The 23148-nt window shown below is 57.5% G+C and carries 21 protein-coding genes; 5 read left to right on the top strand and 16 right to left on the bottom strand.

Going from position 1 to position 23148, the window contains the following annotated elements; all coding sequences use genetic code 11:
• Positions 1–123: 123 nt before the first annotated feature.
• Positions 124–1182 (top strand): cell division protein ZapE, encoded by a 1059-nt coding sequence (gene zapE / locus ACR0B8_RS13635; protein ID WP_170361662.1) that lies wholly within the window; start codon positions 124–126, stop codon positions 1180–1182.
• A 78-nt stretch (positions 1183–1260) separates the two neighbouring features.
• On the opposite strand, the gene ACR0B8_RS13630 is transcribed toward zapE, so the two are convergent.
• From ACR0B8_RS13630 to ACR0B8_RS13615, 4 genes are read right to left on the bottom strand one after another with little or no spacing between them, the layout of a single operon-like run.
• Positions 1261–2535: a bifunctional folylpolyglutamate synthase/dihydrofolate synthase gene (locus tag ACR0B8_RS13630; protein ID WP_170361661.1), complete on the bottom strand. Its 1275-nt coding sequence runs from the start codon at positions 2533–2535 to the stop codon at positions 1261–1263.
• Complete coding sequence (gene accD / locus ACR0B8_RS13625) at positions 2532–3464, bottom strand: acetyl-CoA carboxylase, carboxyltransferase subunit beta (protein WP_170361659.1); 933 nt, start codon at positions 3462–3464, stop codon at positions 2532–2534. Before accD ends, ACR0B8_RS13630 begins: the two co-directional genes overlap by 4 nt.
• A gap of 58 nt (positions 3465–3522) precedes the next feature.
• Positions 3523–4413, bottom strand: a complete 891-nt coding sequence (locus ACR0B8_RS13620; RefSeq protein WP_170394654.1) for a CPBP family intramembrane glutamic endopeptidase — start codon at positions 4411–4413, stop codon at positions 3523–3525.
• The gene (locus tag ACR0B8_RS13615; RefSeq protein ID WP_480658720.1) at positions 4406–7513 is read right to left on the bottom strand and encodes an ABC transporter transmembrane domain-containing protein; all 3108 of its coding nucleotides are present in this window, start codon (positions 7511–7513) and stop codon (positions 4406–4408) included. The genes ACR0B8_RS13620 and ACR0B8_RS13615 overlap by 8 nt, the downstream gene beginning before the upstream one ends.
• Before the next feature lie 241 nt (positions 7514–7754).
• Between ACR0B8_RS13615 and ACR0B8_RS13610 the strand changes: the two genes are divergently transcribed.
• The 3 genes from ACR0B8_RS13610 to ACR0B8_RS13600 all read left to right on the top strand — a co-directional run bounded on the left by ACR0B8_RS13610 (position 7755) and on the right by ACR0B8_RS13600 (position 10487).
• On the top strand, positions 7755–8516 hold the full coding sequence (locus ACR0B8_RS13610) for a DUF6478 family protein (protein ID WP_170361652.1): 762 nt from the start codon (positions 7755–7757) through the stop codon (positions 8514–8516).
• A gap of 11 nt (positions 8517–8527) precedes the next feature.
• Positions 8528–8881, top strand: coding sequence for a hypothetical protein (locus ACR0B8_RS13605; protein WP_226689488.1), 354 nt, complete (start codon positions 8528–8530; stop codon positions 8879–8881).
• A gap of 79 nt (positions 8882–8960) precedes the next feature.
• A complete protein-coding gene (locus ACR0B8_RS13600; RefSeq protein WP_226689489.1) occupies positions 8961–10487 on the top strand; it encodes an MFS transporter in 1527 nt (508 codons plus the stop codon).
• 43 nt (positions 10488–10530) lie between these two features.
• Here the strand turns inward: ACR0B8_RS13600 and ACR0B8_RS13595 are convergent, their stop codons facing one another.
• The 7 genes from ACR0B8_RS13595 to ACR0B8_RS13565 all read right to left on the bottom strand — a co-directional run bounded on the left by ACR0B8_RS13595 (position 10531) and on the right by ACR0B8_RS13565 (position 17899).
• Positions 10531–11871, bottom strand: coding sequence for a S41 family peptidase (locus ACR0B8_RS13595; protein ID WP_170350038.1), 1341 nt, complete (start codon positions 11869–11871; stop codon positions 10531–10533).
• A gap of 6 nt (positions 11872–11877) precedes the next feature.
• Positions 11878–13008: a murein hydrolase activator EnvC family protein gene (locus ACR0B8_RS13590; protein WP_170412093.1), complete on the bottom strand. Its 1131-nt coding sequence runs from the start codon at positions 13006–13008 to the stop codon at positions 11878–11880.
• Complete coding sequence (gene gpmI, locus ACR0B8_RS13585) at positions 13005–14522, bottom strand: 2,3-bisphosphoglycerate-independent phosphoglycerate mutase (protein ID WP_226689490.1); 1518 nt, start codon at positions 14520–14522, stop codon at positions 13005–13007. The genes ACR0B8_RS13590 and gpmI overlap by 4 nt, the downstream gene beginning before the upstream one ends.
• A gap of 88 nt (positions 14523–14610) precedes the next feature.
• On the bottom strand, positions 14611–16299 hold the full coding sequence (locus ACR0B8_RS13580; protein ID WP_170394671.1) for a sulfatase-like hydrolase/transferase: 1689 nt from the start codon (positions 16297–16299) through the stop codon (positions 14611–14613).
• A gap of 64 nt (positions 16300–16363) precedes the next feature.
• Positions 16364–16606, bottom strand: coding sequence for a (Na+)-NQR maturation NqrM (gene nqrM / locus ACR0B8_RS13575; protein ID WP_170350034.1), 243 nt, complete (start codon positions 16604–16606; stop codon positions 16364–16366).
• A 15-nt stretch (positions 16607–16621) separates the two neighbouring features.
• Positions 16622–17647, bottom strand: a complete 1026-nt coding sequence (locus tag ACR0B8_RS13570) for an FAD:protein FMN transferase (protein WP_170361642.1) — start codon at positions 17645–17647, stop codon at positions 16622–16624.
• Positions 17648–17713: 66 nt separating this feature from the next.
• Positions 17714–17899, bottom strand: coding sequence for a hypothetical protein (locus ACR0B8_RS13565; protein ID WP_480658724.1), 186 nt, complete (start codon positions 17897–17899; stop codon positions 17714–17716).
• 125 nt (positions 17900–18024) lie between these two features.
• Here ACR0B8_RS13565 and ACR0B8_RS13560 point away from each other — a divergent pair, with 125 nt between their 5' ends.
• Positions 18025–18549, top strand: a complete 525-nt coding sequence (locus ACR0B8_RS13560; RefSeq protein WP_170350031.1) for a CBS domain-containing protein — start codon at positions 18025–18027, stop codon at positions 18547–18549.
• Between the two features lie 73 nt (positions 18550–18622).
• On the opposite strand, the gene nqrF is transcribed toward ACR0B8_RS13560, so the two are convergent.
• From nqrF to ACR0B8_RS13535, 5 genes are read right to left on the bottom strand one after another with little or no spacing between them, the layout of a single operon-like run.
• Positions 18623–19846 carry an NADH:ubiquinone reductase (Na(+)-transporting) subunit F gene (gene nqrF / locus ACR0B8_RS13555; protein ID WP_480658726.1) on the bottom strand — a complete coding sequence of 408 codons (1224 nt, stop codon included), beginning with the start codon at positions 19844–19846 and terminating at the stop codon, positions 18623–18625.
• A gap of 10 nt (positions 19847–19856) precedes the next feature.
• On the bottom strand, positions 19857–20465 hold the full coding sequence (nqrE, locus tag ACR0B8_RS13550; protein ID WP_170350029.1) for an NADH:ubiquinone reductase (Na(+)-transporting) subunit E: 609 nt from the start codon (positions 20463–20465) through the stop codon (positions 19857–19859).
• The gene (locus tag ACR0B8_RS13545; RefSeq protein ID WP_170350028.1) at positions 20465–21118 is read right to left on the bottom strand and encodes an NADH:ubiquinone reductase (Na(+)-transporting) subunit D; all 654 of its coding nucleotides are present in this window, start codon (positions 21116–21118) and stop codon (positions 20465–20467) included. The genes nqrE and ACR0B8_RS13545 overlap by 1 nt, the downstream gene beginning before the upstream one ends.
• On the bottom strand, positions 21118–21945 hold the full coding sequence (locus ACR0B8_RS13540; protein ID WP_226689492.1) for a Na(+)-translocating NADH-quinone reductase subunit C: 828 nt from the start codon (positions 21943–21945) through the stop codon (positions 21118–21120). Before ACR0B8_RS13540 ends, ACR0B8_RS13545 begins: the two co-directional genes overlap by 1 nt.
• Positions 21938–23146: an NADH:ubiquinone reductase (Na(+)-transporting) subunit B gene (locus tag ACR0B8_RS13535; protein ID WP_170361636.1), complete on the bottom strand. Its 1209-nt coding sequence runs from the start codon at positions 23144–23146 to the stop codon at positions 21938–21940. Before ACR0B8_RS13535 ends, ACR0B8_RS13540 begins: the two co-directional genes overlap by 8 nt.
• Positions 23147–23148: the final 2 nt, after the last annotated feature.

Here is a 23148-nt window from a genome sequence, read left to right as displayed (position 1 = left end):
GACGGTAGCGGATTTGAACAGCTGGTCAAATCAGCAGATTTGCGGTCACGGATAAGTAATTTTGATGGGTCGTGGGAAATGGCCGCTTTTCAAGGCTCAACGTGGGCGCTATGGCTCGGTCCCATGACGGATCTGATTTCGATTTACAACGCCCGCATTGCCGAGGGCAGCCTGACCCGGGACGATGCGCAAGAGGCCGTCCTACCCCATTTCGAACGCATCCGCGCGGCGCTGTCCGCCCCGGTTAAACGCGGGTTGTTCCGCAAGGCTCCGCCCCCGCCCGAGGGGTTGTATCTTTGGGGTGGCGTGGGGCGCGGGAAATCCATGTTGATGGATATGTTTGTCGATGCGCTGGAGGATATTCCTGCGCGTCGAGTGCATTTTCATGCGTTCATGCAGGAAATTCATGCCGGCATGCACAAAGCCCGTCAGGATGGGGTCGAGGATGCCTTGGCTCCGGTGGCGAAAGAGGTCGTGAATTCGGTCAGGCTGCTTGCTTTTGACGAGATGCAGATTATCGATATCACCGATGCCATGATCGTCGGGCGTCTGTTCGACCTGCTTTATGAAGGCGGCGTTGTGGTTGTGACCACGTCAAACCGGCACCCTGACGATTTGTACAAGGACGGGCTGAATAGGCAGTTGTTCCTGCCTTTCATCGCCCGCATCAAGGAACAGCTTCAGGTGTGGGAGCTGGTATCCCCCACAGATTACCGCCAAAACCGGCTGGAGGGCGCACCGGTATACTTCACCCCAATCGGACCCGAGGCACGGCATAACATTCGTGACGTCTGGACCGATTTGTCGGGCGGTGCGGCGGAACCGCTAGTCTTGCACGTCAAAGGCCGGTCGGTCGAGCTGCCGGCCTTTCGGAACGGAGTTGCCCGGGCCACGTTCTACGATCTGTGTGGTCGCATGTTAGGCCCGGCGGATTACCTGGCAATTGCAGATGAGTTGAAGGTTCTGGTGCTAGAGGACATCCCGCGCTTGTCGCGCAACAACTTCAACGAAGCCAAACGGTTCGTCACATTGATTGACGCCTTGTACGAGGCCAAGGTTCGGTTGATCTGTTCCGCCGCGGCTGAGCCCGAGATGTTGTATGTCGAAGGCGAAGGGACGTTCGAGTTTGAACGCACTGCCTCGCGACTGCGGGAAATGCAGGATCAGGACTGGGGGAAATAGGGGGCTGAGCCCCCGCCGCGCTTTGCGTGGCTCCCCCGAGGTATTTTTGGCCAGATGAAGCCCCTGCGGGCAGAGAATTTAGCCGTTTTCGCGCAAGATGTTTCCCGCCAGATACAGCGAGCCGCAGATCAGAACGCGGGCTTGTGGGTTTTCCCCGACAATTGCTTTCAGAGCGTCGGCAACACTGTCGGCGGTTGTGGCGGATAAGTTGACTTTAGCCGCGGCAGCGGCCGTGTCTTCGGCACTCAGCGTTGCGGCCTCGCCAGGGATCGATACTGCGGTCAGGCTTTGGGCCTGTTTTGCGAGCGGTGCGAGGTAACCTGTCACGTCTTTGGTGTTGAGCATTCCGCAGATCATATGCGTCGGGCGCTCTGGCAGTTTGGTCAAAACATCCGCCAGTGCTACTCCGGCGGCGGTATTGTGACCACCATCCAGCCACAGCTCAGCTTGTGGCGCAGCCTCGACCAGGGGACCGGTTTTCAGGCGCTGCATACGGGCGGGCCATTCGGCACGGGTCACTGCGGCCTCGTAGGCGTCGTCGCCCAGATCAAGGTACCGTAGAACGGCCAGCGCAGCACCTGCGTTCTGCATCTGATGCGCACCCAGCAGGTTGGGCAATGGCAGGTCACGCAACCCGGTTTCGTCCTGATAGATCAGGCGCCCGTTTTCCTCATGCACATGCCAGTGCTGACCGTGGACCAGCAGCGGCGCTCCCAGGCGTGCGGCGGTGTATTCGATGACCTCTAGCGCCTCGTCCTGTTGCGGGCCGACGATACAGGGCACACTAGGTTTTATGATGCCCGCCTTTTCGGCTGCGATCTTGCCCAGCGTATCTCCCAGAAACTGTTCGTGGTCGATCGAAACTGGCGTGATCACCGTTACGGCCGGTTCGTGTATGACATTCGTGGCATCCAGACGGCCACCCAAGCCGACCTCAAGCAGCGTGTAATCTGCCTGCGTCCGTGCAAAAGCCAGCAGGGCCGCGCAGGTCGTGATCTCAAAATAAGTGATGTTTTCGCCATCATTGGCGGCGTAGCATTCATCCAGAACGGCGGTCAAAGCGGGTTCCGAAATCAGCTCTCCGGCCAATCGGATGCGTTCGTGAAACCGCGCGAGGTGGGGCGAGGTATAGGCGTGGACTGACAGCCCCGCGCCCTCCAACCCTGCACGGATCATCGCCTGGGTCGAGCCCTTGCCATTGGTTCCGGCGATATGGATCACCGGTGGCAGCTTGACCTGCGGATTGTCCAAAGCTGCCAGCAAACGCCAGACACGATCCAAGGTCAGGTCAATGATCTTGGGATGCAGCGCCATCATCCGGTCGAGGATGACGTCAGATGTCGGGCTGGTCATTCTTCGACCGTTTCCTCGGCTGGGGTTTCGGCCTTGGCCTCTTCGGGCTGGGGCGCGGGAAGATCGCCTTTGACTGCTGGCGGCTGGTTCATCAGCATCCGGGTAATGGTGATCAGTTCCTCTCGCATCTCGGTCCGCTTGGTCACACGGTCCAACATGCCATGATCCAGCAGGTATTCCGCGCGCTGGAACCCTTCGGGCAGTTTTTCACGGATGGTCTGTTCAATCACGCGCGGCCCTGCAAAACAGATCAGCGCATTGGGTTCCGAAATATGGACATCGCCCAGCATCGCGTAAGATGCGGTCACGCCACCGGTAGTGGGATGCGTCAGCACGACAATATAGGGCAGGTTCGCCTCTTTCAGCATCTCAACGGCCACGGTTGTACGCGGCATCTGCATCAGGCTGAGGATACCTTCTTGCATCCGTGCGCCACCTGCGGCTGAGAACAGAATCAACGGGCGCTTCAATTTCACCGCCTCTTGCGCGGCGGCGATGATGGCGTTGCCGACATACATGCCCATCGATCCACCCATGAACGAGAAGTCCTGTGCGGCAGCCACAATCGGGGTGCGCCCGATTTCGCCCCGAGCAACCAGCATTGCCTCAGACTCACCGGTCTTTTTCTGGGCTGCTTTCATGCGATCCGGGTATTTCTTCTGGTCGCGGAATTGCAGCGGGTCAGCTGTTGGTGCGGGAACTTCGACCTCGGTGAAAATACCACCGTCAAACAGGTGTGCGAAACGGTCCCGCGGGGTGATCGCCATGTGGTGATCACATTGGGTGCATACATTCTGGTTTTCCGCCAGCTCGCGGTGGAACAGCATCGTGCCGCATTCATCGCACTTGTGCCAAAGGTTTTCGGGCACTTCCCGGCGCGAGAAGATCGAATTGATCCGGGGACGGACGTAGTTTGTGATCCAGTTCATGTCGGAACCTTGTTTTGCGGCATTGACGTCAAATAAGACGCAACGGAAAGAAATGCAATCAACGCCTGAGCGCAAGACGTGCAGTTAACCAGCTGACAGTCATTACCGCAAAATCAACGAACAGCCATTGCCGTAACGAGCCGGTTTCGGACATGTCGTAAGGCAGCAGATACAATGCCAACCCGCTTAACGTTTCAGGCAGCGAAATGAACAGAAGCGCGACCGCATTGTTCAGAAAATGCAATGCAATAGCAGGTCCTAATGTTCCCGACCTCGCGGTCAAATCCGCCGCCAGCAGGCCGAAAATACACGCCCAAATGGCCACCAGAAGGGCATTCTCGCCGGTGACACCGGGCGCATAATGCCCTGCTGCGAACAGTACCGAAGGTACTCCCATCCAGATCGCCGGAGATCGGAATCTAGCCGCCAAGCATTGCTGGATATAGCCGCGAAACAGCACTTCTTCGGCGCTGGTCTGAATCAGGACCGCAATCACCGACACTGGCAGCAAAAGCAACCATGTGGACAGGGCCAGGTTTTGCGTCAGCGTCTCACCCATACCATAGGGTGGCAGGGCCGCCATGATCAGGCCCAGAATCACCAAGGCACGCAGGACCATCCAGAATTGTTGCAATAACAGGCGGCGCGGGCCAAGGATGGCGGCCAGAGACCGGTGCTGCATTTGACGGGCGGCGATAGCCACGCCCAGCGTCAGGAAACCGAAACTCAACAGCAGAATCAGCGCGGCCGACGTTGAGGTTCCTTGCAAAAGACCCTGCGCCTGATCTGGTTGAAGCAATTGCCCGATAAAGGCAAACAACACTGCGTTCAACGTCACATAGAGAACAAGGACAATACCCAGACCCGCCGCGAGGCGCCACAGTTCGGGCCGGGCGCGTGCGTCGCCCACAAGCCCCTCATGGGCGGCATATGCGTGAGGGTCAGGCATTGTTGCCAGAGCTTTCACCTTCGATGGATTGTGGGATTTCAGGGAACACCTCAGATGCGTGTTGGATGGTGTTGATCCTTGTGGACAACGTGGTCAGATACCCGGCAACGGTTTGCAGCAACTGAACCGCGACCGACGCATCGCTTTCGATCACAGCGCGCAATTCCTCTGCTCCGATGCGCAGGAACGTACAATCTGTGGCCGCTGTCAGATCCAATTGACGGACATCGCCGGTGATAATTGACAGATCGCCGATCAACCGACCGGGTTCAATGATCGATATAGTGCGCGTGCCACCGCTTTCATCGGTCCAGTCCAGATTGGCCTGCCCCTTGATGCACAGATACGCCGCGTCGGGTGCTTGCCCACGGGAAAAGATCATCTGCCCCGACGCAGCCTCGTACCATTGTGCCGAAAAGGCCAGCAGCCGCTGATTGCGCGCATCCAGCCCCGAAAACAGCTCGGTCGAGGATATGATCTGCAGCTTGCGACTCAGATCAGCCGAGGCCCCGTCTTCGTGGTGGGTTTGGGTGCGCGAGACACCGTCAATCCGACCATCCTTGATCTCGATGAACAAGTCATAGGCCTCAGGGTGCGCAAAATGATCCTCCATGAAGATCATGATCGATTCGGGCAACAATTCGCGCAGCCGCAGACGTGTGCGCAGACGGCTTTGGGAATCGTGGCTGGCCAATGCCTTGTCGAGGATCAGGATATCGGGACGTTTGATCCCCGCGCGGGAAAACGCCGCGCGCTCTTGAAACACGGTTGGCAGGTTGTTTCCGCCCAGCCCGGTCGGTAGATCGTACAAAGTCGACGCAGCCCGACGGCGCAGACCAGCCTCGTTCACGGCCTGAGCAACGACATCTTCGATCTCATCGGCATGGGCTCCGGCCATCAGGGACACCCGGCCATAAATCGCATTCTCCATCACCGTCAGGCGCGGGATGTAGCTGTCGGGCGACAGAGGCACGAACATACCATCCAGCGCCCCACGCAGCCGTTCGGCCTGATCCTTGCGGATTGACAGAATCTTGTCCTTGTATTCCTCGGGGAAGTCCGGGCCAATCTGCTCAGCCGTCAGCAGGAACGGCAGCGTCAGCAGCAAAGCGCGCTCATCCTCGGAAATTCCGTTGTCTCCTCTCGACTTACGCCGATCCTTGATGTCGAGCAGACGGTGATACATGTCCTTGGACATCCCCAGACGCAGGAACAGCGGGTGATCGGTGCCGTCGCGGCCAAAGGCCTGATCCAATGTTTCCATCACGGCGCTGGCCATGGACATGGCGTCATCGGCAAGATCATGCATCCCAAGCATGTTCTTGAACCGCCGATCATCCGCCATAGACTCGGGCGTGATATCCCGAGACGGAGTCGCATAGAGCAGGTTACCCCCCAAAGGAACAGCCGGGTTAAAACGATCCGGGTCGAACCGATAAACGTGTTGGTCCAGCCCTTTTTCCTGCAGCTTTTCCGCAATCGTCCCCCGCAGGTTGACCACGTCCTGCGCCAGATCAGGATGCAAAATGGGATCAAATTGTGTGCGCAGGGTACGGCGCAGCATAAGTTCGTCAGTACCCATCGCTTCGACCAGTTGGAACCACCAGGCGCGAATGTCATCAACATCGTCCAGCCCGGCAAGCCCCGGATCAATCCATTCATCCGTCAGCGAATCCGTCGGATTTCCAGCGCGGGCAGCTTCGATTTGCCAGCGAGTCGGCGCCACGGCGGCATCGGCCTCATGCTGAGGATGCGGACGCAGGGGCATTAACAGATTGTCGCCCAGCGTGCCGTCGAACAGATAGGGCCGCGAATAGGCATAGCCGATCCGGGCCGCAATCACGACCTGATGCAGGTCTTTCAGATTGTGACCCGCCATGATCACGTCGCCCTGCACCGGCAGGACTTCGCGGGTCAGGACCTGCGCCAGCGCATTTCGTTCCGCGGCATGGGTCGATTGGATGGCGACCCGCGCACCCTTGGGAATGGTCAGGTCGATATCTTCCAGAATGGTCTTGCCGTCATCATCGCGCACGGTGACGTTTCGCAACTCGATATCGCCCGTCAGATGCGGAATAGTCTCGGGCTCACCCACGAACAGATTTTCAGGGATCATGTTTGAAGGCGCAAAGCGTTCGGTCACGACCTCCCACCGCAGGGACATGTCCTGTACCTGATTGTAATAGGTCAGCAGGTCCTTCCACGGGCCGCTCAGATCCTTATAGGCCCCAAGTGCAGCAACCAGCGCCCCGACTGTCACCTCACCCGTGATCGCCAGATAGCCGCCTACCGAATAGAACAGAAACGGCGTCATCTGCGTGATCAGATTGTTGAGGAACTTCATGAAGAACTTTTTGTTGTAGATCTTGAACCGGATCTCGAACAAAAGCCCCAAACGATGACTGAACTGCGCCTGCCGATACCGCCAGCCGCCATTGGTGCGCAGATCGCTGATCCCAGCCGCACTTTCGCCAATTTCTGAACTGAGGTTGCGGACCTCTTGAATACGTTCCTTGTTCAGCAGGTTGATCTGGCGTTGCAACTTTGGAATCAGCCAGGCCTGTAGAGGGATTAGAGCCACACTGGCAAGGCCGAACCAGACGCTCTGCATGAACAGGAAGGTGACGATGGTCATCATCTGCCCGAACTGGAACACCGGCTGCGCGATCGCGTCGCCCATCAGGCCACCCATCGGTTCGGCCTCAGAGGTGATCATCGACACCAGCTCACCCTGACTGGTGGTGGCGAAATAGGATTTCGGAAACCGCATGGTGCGATGGATCAAAGTGAACCGCAAACGGCGCAACATGCGTTCAGCAAGGATGCCCTTCATCGTGTTGATGCGCATTTTCATCAACCCGCTGGCAATCACGGTGGCCAAAAAGGCGAAACACAGGATCAACAGATACTGCACCTGCGTTACCGAGAAGCCCAGGACAGTCACCGTATCACTGGGCGCGCCAATGGCCCCGTTGATGATCTGCTTGGGCAACTCCAGCGAGGCATAGAGGAACGGGAATGACAGAACCGTAAGAAACAGCAGCACAAGCTGTTGTTTCTTCGAATGTTTCCATATGAATGCGAATAGAGTGGGTTCCATGCCCCGGCCTTGCCTCAAATCTATTGGATGCGTTTTCGGATGATCCAGTGCAATCAAGTATCAGACGGTACGCACTGACCTTTACGATTGCAAGAATGGCTGGGCTAACAGGTTTCAAATCGATTGCCCATCCGCCCCGTTAGTCACAAATTCGCGAGATTTGCCCCCCAGTATCGTTTATTCTCCTTTAAACCCTGCGTTGTCTTTGACTAAACAGGGTCACACTTTGAATGATGGGGCCATGGGCAGACTTCTGGATCGCTATATTCAACGCCGCGCCGTCGAACGCTGGCGTCAGGCCCTGCGTGGTGCGTCTGCTGCGCCTGAACCGCAACTGCGGCAACAGCGTGATGATGCGCGCAAGCTGCGCACGCATCTGCAGTTGCTGATTCATGAGGCCGACAGCCGTCTGGCCCGACCTCGAATTGGGTCGACCCAATTCCCAAAACCCCTTGGCACCGATTGGTGCTGGCGACCGGATCTGTGGCGCGGGCCATTGGCGCGTCCGGGTGTGGCCTCGGCCGCACGAAAGGCGCAGATGGACCGGCAGGTGACCTTGTTCCACGACTGTTCCCTGGCAGAAATAGCAATGCGGCAGACCCGGAATACCCGCGACAAGGATCTGGCCGCATATGGGATGACAGTTGAAGTGTTCGGGTTTTCGGGTTCTTTCCTGTCCCTGTCTGTGGAATTGCCCTACGAGGCTGCTCAGGGCCTGACCAAACAGCATCTCATGCGTGTGGATACCCTGATCGAGGCCGAGCAGCCGCTTGAGATATTCGCCCGTCTTAACATCCAGCACGGACCCAACGCTGAACAGGTTCTGCGCAAGCTGGACCTGTCTGCAAGCTCCTGCTCAGTCGATTTCGATCTGGCACATTTGCCCTTGAATGAGTCGCGGATCGAGAAGATCTGGCTGGACCTGATCTTTGAAAACCCGCAGATGAATCGCGTTTCCCTGCGCGATCTGACCTTCTGCCGCCACCATCGCGCCGATTTGTAAGAGGTCCGGCCATGACGCAACCGACATTGACACCCATCCGGTTCGAGAACGGCCTCTGGCAGGGTCACCTGCAAGCCGAGGTGGCGGTTGAGGTTCTGTACTTGGGCGAACCTTTGGAAGACGTGCGCGTGACACCAGCAGATGACGGATGGGCACTGACTGTCCCTGTACCCGTGAAGGCACTGTCCGATGGCGTGCATTGCTTTGTCATCGTGGACGCAGGCACGTCCGAAAAACTTGGCGATTTTACCATTATCGCAGGCGCCCCGGCAGCGGATGATCTTCGCGCTGAGGTCGAGCTGCTGCGCGCGGAACTGGATATGCTGAAGCGGGCATTTCGGCGGGCGCAGAGCGTGGACGAATAGCCCGTACAGGGCCAAGTCCCTATCTTTTCATCAGAATCCCGTGCATCCTTGAGCGACCCGCAGCAACTTGGGCAAGCTCATGGACCGCAGCAGCATCATTAAACTCATCGCGCTGATGGTGACGGGGTTCGGGATCGGCATCGACTTTACCGGCGCGTTGATCCTGATTCCGGCTATCGAAAACGGTTTCGACGCCGATATCACCAGCACCCAATGGGTTTTGAACATCTATGCCCTGTTTTTTGCCATGACGATGGTTGCCGGGGGGCGGCTTGGCGACATGTACGGGCACCGCAAGATGATGCTGATCGGCCTGTCGATCTTTCTGTTTTCCTCAGTCATGTGTTTTGTATCGCCTAGCCTGGATTTTCTGATTGTCTCACGCGCATTACAGGGGATCGGCGCGGGATGTGTCTGGCCCTGCACGCTGGCCTACGGCGCCACCAAAGTCTCGCGCCCTGAACATCGCGCCATGATCATGGGGCTTATTCTGGCAGGCGTCACATGCGGTAACGTCATCGGCCCGCTGATCAGCGGTACGGTCGTGAACTTTGGGGATTGGCGGCTATTTTTCCTTGCAAACGTGGTGTTTGCGACCATTTCGATGGTCACCGCCCTAGTGTTGATGGAGCGCGAAACCCAGCACAAACAAGGCGAACACATCGACGTTGCAGGTATGGGTGTACTGTCATTGGCTGTCCTGCTGTTGCTCTATGGGTTGGACGTGGGTGCAGATTGGGGCTGGACCTCATCGCCTTTGCTGATGTTGTTTTTCGTCTGCGCTGTTCTGTTCGTCTTGTTCCCACAAGTGGAAAAACGCGTGAAAGAACCCCTGTTGCTGCCCCAGATGATGGCGAACAGAGAGTTTCGCATCACGCTGGGCCTGAACATGTTCAATGTCTCAGCAGCGTTCGTAGGGTTAATGTATTTCCCCCAATACATGCAAAAGGTACTGGGCTGGTCGACCTTGCAATCTGCATTCGGGTTGGCCCCGCTTACCGTTCTGCTTGCCGTGGGGTCCATCTTGTCGGGCAAGCTGTACAACGATTTCGGTCCCAAACGGCTTTTGTTCTGGGGTTACCTGTGCGCCACTATCGGTGCGGCCAGTGTTGTCGTGTTGCCCGCAGGGTTGGGCTATTTTCAGATTCTGCCCGGTATGGCGATGATTGGGTTGGGGGCCACGCTGACTGTTGGCCCATCAGGCACCGCTGCGGTTTGCGCAGTGAAACCGGAACGGGCCGGGTTGGTCGGTGGGCTGAGTTTCATGACACACCTCGTCTATGGTGCCATCTCGGTGGCCTGCGCGACCGCGATCATGTATCTGGCCAGTCTGCGTAGCCTGGGCGAACGTCTGGCGGCCGCCGGGATTGATATGTCGGAATCCGATCAGCGGGCCATCAACGGAGGGACGCTGACCACATCCTCTGCACGCGCGATCATGGACAAACTGGGCACGGTCGAGGCCGAAAAGGTCAAAACCGCCATCACCGCAGCGTTTGACACCGGCATGAACATGGCGTTCATTTTCGCCACTGTGTCAGTATCTGTCGGCGTCTTTTTGGCGATGTTGCTGGATGAAGAAAAGCTGCACAAAGTGGAAAGCTGATCCACCAAAGAAAAAGGGCCGCCTGATTGGCGGCCCCGTTGGTTTACTGCGACGGCCCGTTCGGGTTGAAGGCCGACAAACCTTTGAGGATATCGATGGCATAGGCCATTTGGTAATCCTCTTCCCGTAGCTCGGCTGTGGCTTCGGCCCGGGCGCGGTCTTCCTCGATCTGACGAATCTCATCTTCGCTGAGGCTGTCATTGTTCAGGCTGCCGCGCAGGTCGGCTTCGGACCGGGCGGGACGGTTCGAATCTTCCTCTTCCGAATCCGGCACCGGGCGCGGTTGCTCGACAATGATGTCGGGGCTGACGCCAAGCGCCTGGATCGAACGACCCGACGGTGTGTAATACCGCGACGTAGTCAGGCGCATGGCCCCGTCGCCACGCAGCGGCATGACCGTTTGAACAGAACCTTTGCCAAAGCTTTTGGTGCCGACCACGATGGCGCGGCGGTGATCCTGCAAGGCCCCGGCAACAATCTCGGACGCCGAGGCCGAACCCCCATTGATCAGAACCACAATCGGCTTGCCTTCGGCCAGATCGCCTGGGGTTGCGTTGAACCGCTCACCCTCGCCCGGGTCGCGGCCACGGGTAGACACGATCTCACCCTCGTTCAGGAAGGCATCGGAAACCTTGATCGCCTGCGTCAGCAGACCGCCCGGGTTGTTGCGCAGGTCCAGAACAAAGCCATTGACCTTTTCGATGCCACCAGCCTCTTCGATCTGTTCGTTAAGCCCTTCCTGCAAGTTGGGGAAGGTCTGGTCGTTAAAGGTGGTCACTCGCAACACGACGCTGGTGCCTTCGGTGCGGGCACGCACAGCGGTCAGCTTGATCGTGTCGCGGATGATCGTGACGTCAAAGGGTTCCTGTTCCCCTTCGCGCACGACCGTAATCACGATTTCCGAACCCACAGGTCCGCGCATCAGATCCACCGCCTTGTCCAGCGTCAGGCCCAGAATGCTTTCGCCATCGACATGGGTGATGAAGTCCCCAGCCTCGATCCCAGCCGCATCCGCCGGGGTGTCATCGATCGGAGAGACAACTTTCACAAAGCCCTCTTCCTGCGTGACTTCGATACCCAACCCGCCAAATTCGCCGCGTGTCTGCACGCGCATCTGTTCGGCATCGTCAGGCGACAGATAGCTTGAATGCGGGTCCAGTGATGTCAGCATGCCATCAATCGCGGCTTCGATCAGCTCCTCAGGCTCAACCTCTTCAACATATTGCGCACGGATGCGTTCGAAAATGTCACCGAACAGATCAAGCTGCTCATAGACGCTGGCCTTGTTCTCAGCCTCTTGTGCCAGCAGGGGTCCTGCGATCTGAGTAGTTGCGAGTATGCCTGCCACGGTTCCGGCCAAACCGGCCATCACAAATTTCTTCATATGTATTTATCCATCCTTGCTGGTCCGAAACCACGATTCCGGGTCCACGGGGCTGTTATCCTGTCTTACCTCTATATAGAGCGTTTCTGACCGGTCAGTTCCAGTGCCATCACTGCTTGTTGACAAAATAGCGCCGATTTCGGGCGTTTCACCAGGCATCAAGCCGACCGGAGTGCCCTCGGGGATCACCTGTCCAGGGTTGCCGTAGACCTCTTGCAACCCCGAAAATACGAATAAAAGACCGGGTTGAGGCTCTAGGATGACCAGATTCCCCAAATCCAGCAGCGGCCCGCGATAACGTATCGTAGCCGCAGTCGGCGATGTCACAATCGCGCGTGGACGTGTGCCCAGCACCACACCCGGGCGCTTGACCCCTGCTGCATCCGTGTCACCAGCGCGGTGCAGCACAACACCCTGAGCGGGCAAGGCAACTTCACCCTTGCGCTGGGAAATATCCGCGTTGGTTTCAGCAATCTCCCCTTCTGAGATTTCCGACAGTCCGCTGGCAAACCCTTCCAGCGTTTCTGTGGACGAGATCAGGATCGCCGTTCGAACCGGATCTTCGACAAAACGCACCGGCAAATCGGTACGATCTGCTATGGCGGTACTGAGCTTCGTGCGCGCGGTTTGCACGCCGGTCAGACCTTCGGTCAGAGTATCAGCGGCGCTTTGTTGTAGCTGCCGCAGGGTCTGGACCTCTTGCAGGTCGTGGGCCAGTTCTTGCGCGCGAGCGTTCAAACCTGGCGTGACCTCGGACAGCATCATACCTGCGCGGGCCGATCCCAACGGGCCAGAGGGGTGCAGCATCAGAACCGGTGGCGCGGTTGTTTCGATGGTTTGCAACACGCCCAGCAACTGCGCGATTTCATCCTCGCGGCTGCGCAATTCAGTGGTCAACTGTGCCTCGCGCGTGGCGGCGCGGCGCAGGCCCTCGCGCATGGCGGTTAGACCGGCCTCATAGGCCTGAATGGTTTCGGTCAGGGCACGCACGCGGTCACGGGCGCTGTCGGCCTCGGTCAAGGCAACGGATGCGTCTTCCAGCATTTGCACCGCATTCAGCGCCGCTGTGGACGGGTCGGTCTGGGCGTGGACCGGCGTCGCAAACAGCACTGCCCAAAGAAGCGCGCGCAAGGTCATAACAACAGACTCTTGCCGGTCATTTCGGGTGGCTGTTCAAAGCCCATCAACTGCAACAGGGTCGGTGCCAGATCGGACAGACGCCCATTGCGCAACGTGGAACCTTCCGGCCCACCCACCAGCGCCACGGGAACGGGATTCAAGGTATGCGCGGTGTGCGGTCCGCCGGTTTCGGGATCCACCATCATTTCACAATTACCGTGGTCGGCAGTGATGATCATCGCACCGCCTGCCTTTTTCAGCGCGGCAACCACCTGTGCCAGGCCCTGGTCCACCGCCTCGCAGGCTTTGATTGCGGCTTGAAGATCACCGGTGTGACCCACCATGTCGGGGTTGGCATAATTGGTGACGATCAGGTCGTACCCGGCCTCGATCGCCTCGACAAACTTTGCGGTAACCTCGGCCGAGGACATTTCGGGCAGCAAATCATATGTCGCCACTTTTGGTGACTTCGGCATATAACGATCTTCGCCCACTTCGGGCGTTTCTTTGCCACCGTTGAGGAAAAACGTAACATGCGGGTATTTCTCGGTCTCGGCCAAGCGGAACTGACGCAGACCCTGTTTAGCGACCCATTCGCCCAGCGTGTTCACGATATCGCGCTTTGGGAACACGGTTGTCATATAGGCATTGTGACCGTCCGAGTATTCCACCATCCCCAATAGCGCAGACAGGTGCGGGCGCGGACCGGTGTCGAAATCAGCAAAATCCGGCTCGCCAATCGCGCGTAGAATCTCGCGCGCCCGATCAGCGCGGAAGTTGAGGCAGAAAACACCATCGCCATCACTTACGCCGTCATAGCCTTGTAGAACCGTCGGCACAATGAACTCGTCGGTTTCCGACTGGTTGTAGGCGTGATCAATCGCGCCATGCGCTGTGGCCGCAGTCCGCCCCTGCCCCTTGATCATCGCCTCAAAGGCCTCACTGACGCGTTCCCAGCGGTTGTCGCGGTCCATCGCGAAATAGCGCCCGCTGACAGTCACAACGCGCGCACCTTCGGGCAGTCGGTCCTCAAGCTCGGCAATGTAGGTGAAAGCCGATTTCGGGGCCACATCGCGCCCATCCGTGATCGCGTGCAGCGCGACAGGAACGCCCGCATCGGTGATGGCTTTGACCGCTGCGATAATGTGGTTCAGATGCCCATGCACCCCGCCATCCGAAACCAGCCCCATCAGATGCGCTGTACCACTCGCGGCCTTCACCTTGGCGATGAAATCCTGCAGGGCGTTGTTGTCGAAGAATGAGCCATCTTCGATCGCCAGATCAATCTGACCCAGATCCATGGCCACGATGCGGCCCGCGCCAATATTGGTATGACCGACCTCGGAATTGCCCATCTGACCGCTGGGCAGGCCAACATCGGGCCCGTGCGTTATCAAAGTGGCATGCGGCCCGTTGGCCATGATTGCGTCGAACGTAGGGGTATTGGCCAGATACGGCGCGTTGGCTTTGGTGTCCTCGGACAGGCCCCACCCATCGAGAATGCACAGGACAACGGGTTTGGGGGCGGTCATTATAGTTCTCCGGGTTTCTGCTCTTGGTCGATCTTTTACCGCCTGACCATCGGCGGGTGAACCGCCTTTTGGCCTGTGGTGGGCAGATTTAATGCCGGGGCGGTTTTTCCTTGCCGAAATATTCGGTGAATGGCCGAGCCTTGCGCCCCCGGTACTTGACGGTCAGATCCAGCGGAGCATCGTTTTCGTCATAGACCCCGACAACAACACCCCTGCCGCGGCTTTTGGTCCGCATATCGATCAGTTGTTGTTCCGAGCGCGTGGTCCGTTGCGAGGCGCGGCGCGTCCACGCGAAAAGGTAATCGTACATACGGTCGATAATTTCGGCATGATCCGCGCTTTCACCAAGATCGATCAACTCGTCCGGGTCGTTTTCCAGATCAAACAGGATTGGCCGGTGGCCACCTTCACAATGGATCAGCTTCCACTTTTTGTCGGCAACCATGAACATCACCGCATCCCGGACCGAGGCGTTCAGCGTATCGGCAATCGGTGAGGCCGAATAGTCATATTCACAGATCACCACATCGCGCGCGGTCTCTTCCTGCTGCCCGTATAGGATCGGCAGCAAGGAATGCCCTTCGAGGATATGCAAAGGCGCATCGCCCCCCGCAACCTCCACAAAGGTCGGGGCAAGGTCGATGGATTCAACCAGCGCATCACTGACAGTACCGCGCGTGGCGTCGGCCTCGGCTGACGGGTCGTAGATGATCAGGGGCACTTTGGTCGAGGCATCGTGGAAGAAGGTCTTCTCCCCCATCCAGTGATCGCCCAGAAAATCCCCATGGTCCGAGGTCAACACGATCATCGTATCGTCCATCCGGCCGGTTTTCTCCATCCAGTCGAACAGGCGGCCCATCTGGTCATCGGCCTGTTTGATCAGGCCCATATAGGCGGGGATCACCGCCTCGCGCACATCCTGGCGCGAGAATGTCTGGCCGATCTTCGTGTCCATAAAGGCCCGCAGCACCGGGTGGGCTTTTTGGCGCTCGACCTCGGATCGCACCACAGGCAGCACATGTTCGGGACCATACATCGAGGCATAGGGCTCGGGCACGATATAAGGCCAATGCGGCTTGATGAAGCTCAGGTGACAACACCATGGGCCGTCCTGCGATTGCATAAAGTCTATTCCGCGACCCGTCAGATACGGGGTTTCGCTGTCTTCTTCGGCTATATTGGCGGGTTCGGGGGAATTCTTCAGGAACCAGCCCGACAGGACGTTGCCATCCGCATCCAGCCCCGAGTTGGCAAAGTCGTGCCAGGGGTTGTCGCTTTCATATCCCTTGGCGCTGAGGTATTTGTTGTATTCTCTGGCCCCGTCCGGATCGTAAAACCCGTCCGGCCCCTCGGGACGCATCCCATCATCGCGTTCAAACACGTCAAAGCCGCATTCTGCCACGCGGGCACCGATCAGGCTGTCGGGTTCCAGCCCCAGCCGTGCCATGCCTTCGGCATCCGCACGCATATGGGTTTTGCCGACCAGCCAGCACCCCATCCCGGCCTTGCGAAGATGATCGCCCATCGTCATCTCGCCCACTTTCAAGGGGATGCCATTCCAGGACGCACCATGCGAATGCACATAACGCCCGGTATAGGTCGACATGCGTGAACTACCGCAAATGGGGGACTGGATAAAAGCCCGGTCAAACCGCACACCCCGCGCGGCCAAACGATCAATGTTCGGAGTGTGCAGATGCGGATGGCCGTAGCAACTCAGGTAATCCCAGCGCAGCTGGTCGAACATGATGAACAGAATGTTTTTGGCTTTGGCCAACGCGGCACCTCCCCGATAGTCAGGGACTTAGTTAGCCAATTCCCGGCCCGCAGCGAAGCGTAATTTACGCTTCGGCCTGCCGCTCCATCTGTTCCAGCATCTTCTTGGCGCGTTTGCACTGCAACTGATCACGCAGCGGGCTGTCAGGATCAATGTCTTTGTGGCAGACCACACATTTGTCCGCGCCCGAGATCGCGTTCAGGCCACCACAACTGCCTTTGATGGTTTTACCCATCAGCATAACACCCAACGACATACCTACCATCACAAGGGCAAGCAGAATAAAGGCCAGAATAAAGGTGCTCATTGTGGTACCTACCAGTCAGTTGGTCTCAAGCGCGTCTTTGAACGCGGTGCTGTGTACCGTGATATAGGCTTCTTCGCCACCCGTCACATCCCGCGAGATGAAATACACAGCAAGTTTATGTTCTTCGGCCAGCTCAAGGCCCTTTTCCTGCCCCAGCGCCAGCATCGCGGTTGCCCATGCATCCGCCATCATAGCGTTTTCAGCCAGAACAGTCACCGATGTTGTCCGATGCGTGATCGGGCGCCCGGTTGTTGGATCGATGATATGCGAATACCGCACACCGTCTTGTTCAAAGAAATTCTTGTAATCGCCCGAGCTGGCCATGCCCAGATCGCTGACCGACACAATCAGCTGATAGGTCTGCGCTCCCGCTTGTGGTTTTTCGATACCGATGCGCCAGGCCTCGCCCTTGTCGTTCTGCCCCATGGTGACCAGATCGCCACCGATCTCGACCAGATAATCTTCAATCCCGGCGTCGCGCAGGGTCTTGGCCACCGCGTCGATACCATAACCCTTGGCAATAGCGGATAGGTTGATCCCAACACCGGGTTCAGATTTGGTCAGCGTTCCCGCCTCGGCATCCAGAGTTAGCAAACGCCCCTGCCCGACACCGTTGAGTGCTTTCAGAATTTCGACATCCGCAGGCACCGGGTCTTCCGGTTTGCGGGGCCCAAAGCCCCACAGTTCGATCAAAGGTCCAAGGGTGACATCAAAGGTGCCGCCGGTTTTTTCATGCACATCATTCGCGGCGGCCATCACTTGTGCAAATTCTGCGGAAACCTGCACCGGTTCTGTGCTTGTCGCGGCGGAAAAGGTCGAGACCTCGGAGTTCGGGTCCCAGTTGGACATCTTGGCATTAACGTCTGCCAGAGTTTCTTCGACCGCCACAGCCAGCGCGTTTTCGTCCAGGTCCTGGCCAATTGCGGTGATGTTGAAGGTTGTTCCCATCGTTTCGCCCGATAGGCGAACCACCTCTGGCTCTTTGTCGAACAGACAGCCGGTCAGCAAAGTGACGAAGGCCAAAACTGGCACAAGACGCATGGGGCGATCTCCTGGAAAATCAGTGTCCGGCATATGCCAGCCACCCCCGTCAGAGTCAAACCGACTTCACAGTTTCAGCGGCAATAAGCCCAATACCAAAAGGCCAATTCCCGCCGGCACACCAAACAGCCAGGCCCGTTTCTGCCATCCCGGCGGCTGCTGTTTCCACGTCTTGCGGAAATTATGGCCGCACACGACCACTACAAAGAAAATCAAGGCAGCCACCGGCGGGGTAAGATACAGGTCGTTCAAAGGCTTAAGCGTCCTTTTTTTGATGGGGGTTTCTGCCGATCAGCGCAATTGCACCCTATACAGGTCGTTTAGCTGCGCTAAGGTAAAAGGGAAAGACTTTGCAAGAACCATGAAGGAGATTGCCCATGGCCCCGACCTCTTACCAAGCCCCCAAGCGCGGCGACAAGGCTGACAAGACCACGTACAGCCAATCGACGGAATCGAACTTGTCGCATGCGCAGACAACTGTGGCCAAGCTGATGGATGGTAAAGGGGATGCGGTGTTTTCGGTCCGCCCGAACGATACGATCCATTCAGTGGTCAATACGCTGAAGGAAAAGCGGATTGGGGCGGTGCTGGTGACCGACCAGAACGGCACATTGCAAGGCATCCTGTCCGAGCGCGACATCGTACGGCGCATGGCGGATACGCCCGGCCAGACGTTGCCTCAAGCGGTCGAGGATCTGATGACGCGCGAGGTCAAGACTTGTTCGCCGGACGATCTGCTGGATGATGTTCTTAAAACCATGACCGACGGTCGGTTCCGCCACATGCCAGTGCTTCGCGATGGCAACCTGTGCGGCGTGATCACAATTGGAGACGTTGTGCATTTCCGTCTCAAAGAGCTGGAATACGAGGCGCTTCGCATGAAGCAGATGATCGTCGGCTAATGGCTTTGATCTAGAAGGCCAGCAACCTTGTGGCTTAAAAAAACCGGCGCTGAATGCGCCGGTTTTTCGTTTCTTATCCGCCGAAATCGTCGAGCATAATGTCTTCGCGGTCCACACCCAGATCCAGCAGCATGTTGATGACCGACTGGTTCATGATTGGCGGGCCACACATGTAGAATTCGCAATCTTCGGGCGCGGGGTGGTTCTTGAGGTATTCCTCGAACAGCACATTGTGGATGAAGCCGGTATAGCCTTTCCAGTCATCCTCGGGCTGCGCGTCGGACAAGGCCACGTGCCATTCGAAATTGTCGAACTCTTCGGCCAGCGTGTCGAAATCCTCGACAAAGAACATCTCTTTCTTGGACCGCGCGCCGTACCAGAAGCTGATCTTGCGATCACGGTTTTCAAGACGTTTGAGCTGGTCAAAGATATGGCTGCGCATCGGCGCCATACCGGCACCACCACCGATGAAAACCATCTCTTTTTGCGTGTCGCGGGCGAAGAATTCGCCGAACGGACCCGAAATGGTGACTTTGTCGCCTGGTTTCAGATTGAAGATGTACGAAGACATCTGACCCGCCGGAATACCTTCGGAACCCGGAGGCGGCGAAGCGACCCGGACGTTCAGCATGATCATGCCTTTCTCATCCGGATAGTTGGCCATCGAGTAGGCGCGCTCGATCGGTTCATTTACCACAGATTCGTACTGCCACAGATTGAAGCGATCCCAATCCTCGCGGTATTCCTCTTCGACGTCGAAATCAGTGTATTTCAACTGGTGCGCGGGGGCTTCGATCTGGATGTAACCACCGGCCCGGAAATTTACATCCTCACCCTCGGGCAGGTCCAGCGTCAGCGCCTTGATGAAGGTCGCCACGTTCTCATTCGAGCGGACGGTGCATTCCCATTTCTTGACGCCAAAGACCTCTTCCGGGACTTCGATATCCATGTCCTGTTTGACCGCAACCTGACAGGACAAACGATCGCCGCATGCAGCCTCACGCTTGGTGATGTGACTTTCTTCGGTCGGCAGGATCGACCCGCCGCCCGAATGCACCTTGACCCGGCATTGCGCGCAGGTGCCGCCACCGCCGCAGGCCGACGGGACAAAGAGCTTCTCAGCCGCCAGCGTTTGCAGCAACTTGCCGCCTGCGGGCACCGAGATGGTTTTTTCGCCATTGATAGTGATGTTCACATCACCGGTGGATACAAGTCTGGAGCGTGCCGCCAGAATGATCGTTACCAGCGCGATAACGATCAGGGTAAAGAGGACGACGCCAAGGCTAAAAGTTTCCATTCGTCCCTCCTTACAGTTTCACGCCCGAGAAGGACATAAAGGCCAGCGCCATCAGTCCTGCGGTGATGAAGGTGATCCCCAGACCCTGCAGGCCGTCAGGAATATCCGAATACTTCAGCTTTTCCCGAACCCCTGCCATCGCGGTGATCGCCAGCGCCCAGCCAAAGCCCGAAGACAGACCATAGGTCGCGGCTTCGGCAAAGTTATAGTCGCGTTCCACCATGAACAGCGAACCACCCAGAATTGCGCAGTTCACCGTGATCAGCGGCAGGAAGATCCCCAGCGCGTTGTAGAGCGGCGGAAAATACTTATCCAAGATCATCTCGAGGATCTGCACCATCGCCGCGATCACACCGATATACGAGATAAGGCCAAGAAAGGTCAGGTCCACATCCGGGAACCCGGCCCAGGCCAGCGCGCCCGGTTTTAGCAGATAAGTCAGCAACAGGTTGTTGGTGGGCACGGTGATCGCCTGAACCAGCATCACCGAAATGCCCAGACCCAGCGCAGTTGAAATCTTCTTGGAAACGGCGATGAAGGTACACATCCCCAGGAAGAAGCTTAGCGCAAGGTTTTCGACAAATATGGCCTTTACGGCCAATGAAATCAGACCTTCCATTAGTGGGCCTCTACCTGCTGAATTTTGTATTCACGTTCTTCCACCTGGCTCGGCTTCCAAGTGCGGAAGGCCCAGATGATCAGACCGATGATGAAGAACGCCGATGGCGGCAGCAGCAGCATGCCGTTGGGCACATACCAGCCACCATTGTTGACGGTTTGCAGAATGGTCACGCCAAACAGCGACCCCGCCCCGAACAATTCGCGGAAGAAACCGACCAGCAGCAGGATCAGGCCATAACCCATCCCGTTGCCCAATCCATCGATGAACGACGCGACCGGAGGGTTCTTCATCGCGAACGCCTCGGCGCGGCCCATCACGATACAGTTGGTGATGATCAGACCGACAAACACCGACAGGGTTTTCGAAATCTCAAAGGCATAGGCCTTGAGAACCTGATCCACCAAGATCACCAGCGAGGCGATGATCACCATCTGCACGATGATCCGGATCGAGCTGGGGATCTGGTTGCGCAGGCACGAGATAAAGAAGGACGAGAACGATGTCACGAAGGTCACCGCCAGTGCCATCACGAACGACACCTGCAGTGACGAGGTCACCGCCAAAGCCGAACAGATGCCAAGCACCTGCAGGGTGATCGGGTTGTTGTCGACAAGCGGGTCGACCAGCATTTCTTTCTTGGTCTGGGACATCAGATCTCTCCTGCTTGCAGTTTGGCCAGGAACGGAGCGAAGCCCGCATCACCCATCCAGAATTTCACCAGGTTATCGACACCAACCGAGGTCAGTGTGGCACCGGCCAGCGCGTCGACGTAAAAGTCGGGGCCAGCTGCTGGTTGCGATTTCGCAACGGTAATCTGCAGATCACCCGCGTCATCACGCAGTTTCTTGCCGCTCCACAACGCTTTCCAGCGGGGGTTGTCCACCTCGGCCCCAAGGCCCGGCGTTTCACCATGCTGATAGAATTGCAGGCCGTAGATATCGTTGCCGTTGTTTTCCAGCGCGATAAAACCATAGAGCGTGGACCACAGACCATAGCCGTGCAGCGGCAGGATCACCTTGTCCAGATCACCCGCATCATCACGCAGCAGGTAAATCACACGATACTTAGCTTTGCGGCCGATCCCGGCCGGGTCGTCATCCAGCGCAACGCTCAACTCAGGATCACTTGCGGCTGCGATGTCGTCAAAGGTGGCCGGATCTAACTGGTCATCGACGAATTCGCCGGTGGTCAGTTCCACAACATGCGGCTCAAACGCGGCGAAGGCTTCGGTCACGTCGACGCCGGGTTCATAAACACCCGCGACCTGCAGGACGTTGATCTGCTTGTCCTTCAGCTTGTTCGCTTCTTGCACGGGGCGCAGACTTACAGCAGCCGAGGACACGACCATCGAGGCGACAAGGCAGACAGCGACGGCGATAAAGATCGTCTTGCCGACCGAATCCGGCGAGGCTGCCAGGAACTTGGCAATCGCCCCCTTGGGTGCCTCGTTATTGTCTGGGGATTGCGTATCAGACATGGCGACGCGCCCTCCGTTTGATGTTGGCCTGAACGACGAAATAGTCGATCAGCGGTGCAAAGACGTTGCCGAACAGAATGGCCAGCATCATGCCTTCGGGGAAAGCCGGGTTAATCACTCGGATCATCACAACCATGACACCGATCAGCGCGCCATAGATGTAGCGACCCAGATTGGTATGGCTGGCTGAAACCGGTTCGGTGACCATGAAGACCAGGCCAAAGGCGTAGCCTCCGATGACAAGGTGCCAGTACCACGGCATTGCAAACATCGGGTTAGTGTCGGAACCAATCAGGTTCAGCAGCAGGGAAAAGACGATCATGCCCCCAAGACAACCAACGATCAGACGATAGTTGGCAATTCGCGTCACCAGCAGGAAACCCAGGCCAATCAAACAGGCCAGTGTGGAAGTTTCGCCAAAGCTGCCCTGCATGAAGCCCATGAAGGCATTCCACCAGGTCAGACCCTCAGCCGCCAGCGCCTGATAGCCTTCGGACGCCGAAACCGACAGCGCAGTTGCACCTGAAAAACCGTCAACCGGGGTCCAGACTGTATCGCCCGACATATTCGCCGGATAGGCAAAATACAGGAAAGCACGCCCGACCAGAGCGGGGTTGAGGAAGTTCTTACCAGTACCGCCAAACACCTCTTTGCCGATAACCACACCGAAGATGATGCCCAGAGCCACCTGCCACAACGGGGCAGATGCGGGCATAATCAGCGTGTAAAGCATTGAGGTAACAAGGAAACCTTCGTTGACTTCGTGCCCACGCACGGTGGCGAAGATCACCTCGAAGATACCGCCCGCGACCAATGTTACGATGTAAATCGGTAGGAAATACATCAATCCGTGCATCACGTTGGCGAAGATGCTAGACGGGTCCAGCGAGATGCCAAATGCCTGCAGGATGGCGATACGCCAGCCAGTTGCCGCATCCGGGCCAAGCGCCGCAATCGCGCTGTTGGCCTGATAACCGGTATTCCACATCCCCCACAGGATACAGGGGATCGTCGCGATCACGACATAAGTCATGATCCGCTTCATATCTATGTAGGACCGCGCGTGCGGTGCGACGGTGGTAACGGTTTTCGGAGTGTAGATAAAGCTTTCTACCATCTCGTAGATGGGGAAATACTTCTCGTACTTGCCGCCTTTGGTAAAGTTCGGCTCGATCCGATCGAAGAAGCTGCGCAAACCCATTT

It is taken from the genome of Ruegeria sp. BH6 (genome assembly GCF_056538105.1).
Note: the sequence above shows the minus strand (reverse complement) of the source record. Positions and strands in the feature narration are given on the sequence as shown.

Excerpts from the sequence above, each read along its gene's own strand:
- ACR0B8_RS13615 (WP_480658720.1), bottom strand. The coding sequence starts at position 7,513 with ATGGAACCCACTCTATTCGCATTCATATGGAAACATTCGAAGAAACAA.
- ACR0B8_RS13605 (WP_226689488.1), top strand. The coding sequence starts at position 8,528 with ATGACGCAACCGACATTGACACCCATCCGGTTCGAGAACGGCCTCTGG.
- zapE (WP_170361662.1), top strand. The coding sequence starts at position 124 with ATGACGGATCTGATTTCGATTTACAACGCCCGCATTGCCGAGGGCAGC.
- gpmI (WP_226689490.1), bottom strand. The coding sequence starts at position 14,522 with ATGACCGCCCCCAAACCCGTTGTCCTGTGCATTCTCGATGGGTGGGGC.
- ACR0B8_RS13630 (WP_170361661.1), bottom strand. The coding sequence starts at position 2,535 with ATGACCAGCCCGACATCTGACGTCATCCTCGACCGGATGATGGCGCTG.
- ACR0B8_RS13570 (WP_170361642.1), bottom strand. The coding sequence starts at position 17,647 with ATGCGTCTTGTGCCAGTTTTGGCCTTCGTCACTTTGCTGACCGGCTGT.
- ACR0B8_RS13545 (WP_170350028.1), bottom strand. The coding sequence starts at position 21,118 with ATGTCCCAGACCAAGAAAGAAATGCTGGTCGACCCGCTTGTCGACAAC.
- ACR0B8_RS13595 (WP_170350038.1), bottom strand. The coding sequence starts at position 11,871 with ATGAAGAAATTTGTGATGGCCGGTTTGGCCGGAACCGTGGCAGGCATA.
- ACR0B8_RS13610 (WP_170361652.1), top strand. The coding sequence starts at position 7,755 with ATGGGCAGACTTCTGGATCGCTATATTCAACGCCGCGCCGTCGAACGC.
- nqrF (WP_480658726.1), bottom strand. The coding sequence starts at position 19,846 with ATGGAAACTTTTAGCCTTGGCGTCGTCCTCTTTACCCTGATCGTTATC.
- nqrE (WP_170350029.1), bottom strand. The coding sequence starts at position 20,465 with ATGGAAGGTCTGATTTCATTGGCCGTAAAGGCCATATTTGTCGAAAAC.
- ACR0B8_RS13620 (WP_170394654.1), bottom strand. The coding sequence starts at position 4,413 with ATGCCTGACCCTCACGCATATGCCGCCCATGAGGGGCTTGTGGGCGAC.
- ACR0B8_RS13600 (WP_226689489.1), top strand. The coding sequence starts at position 8,961 with ATGGACCGCAGCAGCATCATTAAACTCATCGCGCTGATGGTGACGGGG.
- ACR0B8_RS13590 (WP_170412093.1), bottom strand. The coding sequence starts at position 13,008 with ATGACCTTGCGCGCGCTTCTTTGGGCAGTGCTGTTTGCGACGCCGGTC.
- nqrM (WP_170350034.1), bottom strand. The coding sequence starts at position 16,606 with ATGAGCACCTTTATTCTGGCCTTTATTCTGCTTGCCCTTGTGATGGTA.
- accD (WP_170361659.1), bottom strand. The coding sequence starts at position 3,464 with ATGAACTGGATCACAAACTACGTCCGTCCCCGGATCAATTCGATCTTC.
- ACR0B8_RS13540 (WP_226689492.1), bottom strand. The coding sequence starts at position 21,945 with ATGTCTGATACGCAATCCCCAGACAATAACGAGGCACCCAAGGGGGCG.
- ACR0B8_RS13535 (WP_170361636.1), bottom strand. The coding sequence starts at position 23,146 with ATGGGTTTGCGCAGCTTCTTCGATCGGATCGAGCCGAACTTTACCAAA.
- ACR0B8_RS13560 (WP_170350031.1), top strand. The coding sequence starts at position 18,025 with ATGGCCCCGACCTCTTACCAAGCCCCCAAGCGCGGCGACAAGGCTGAC.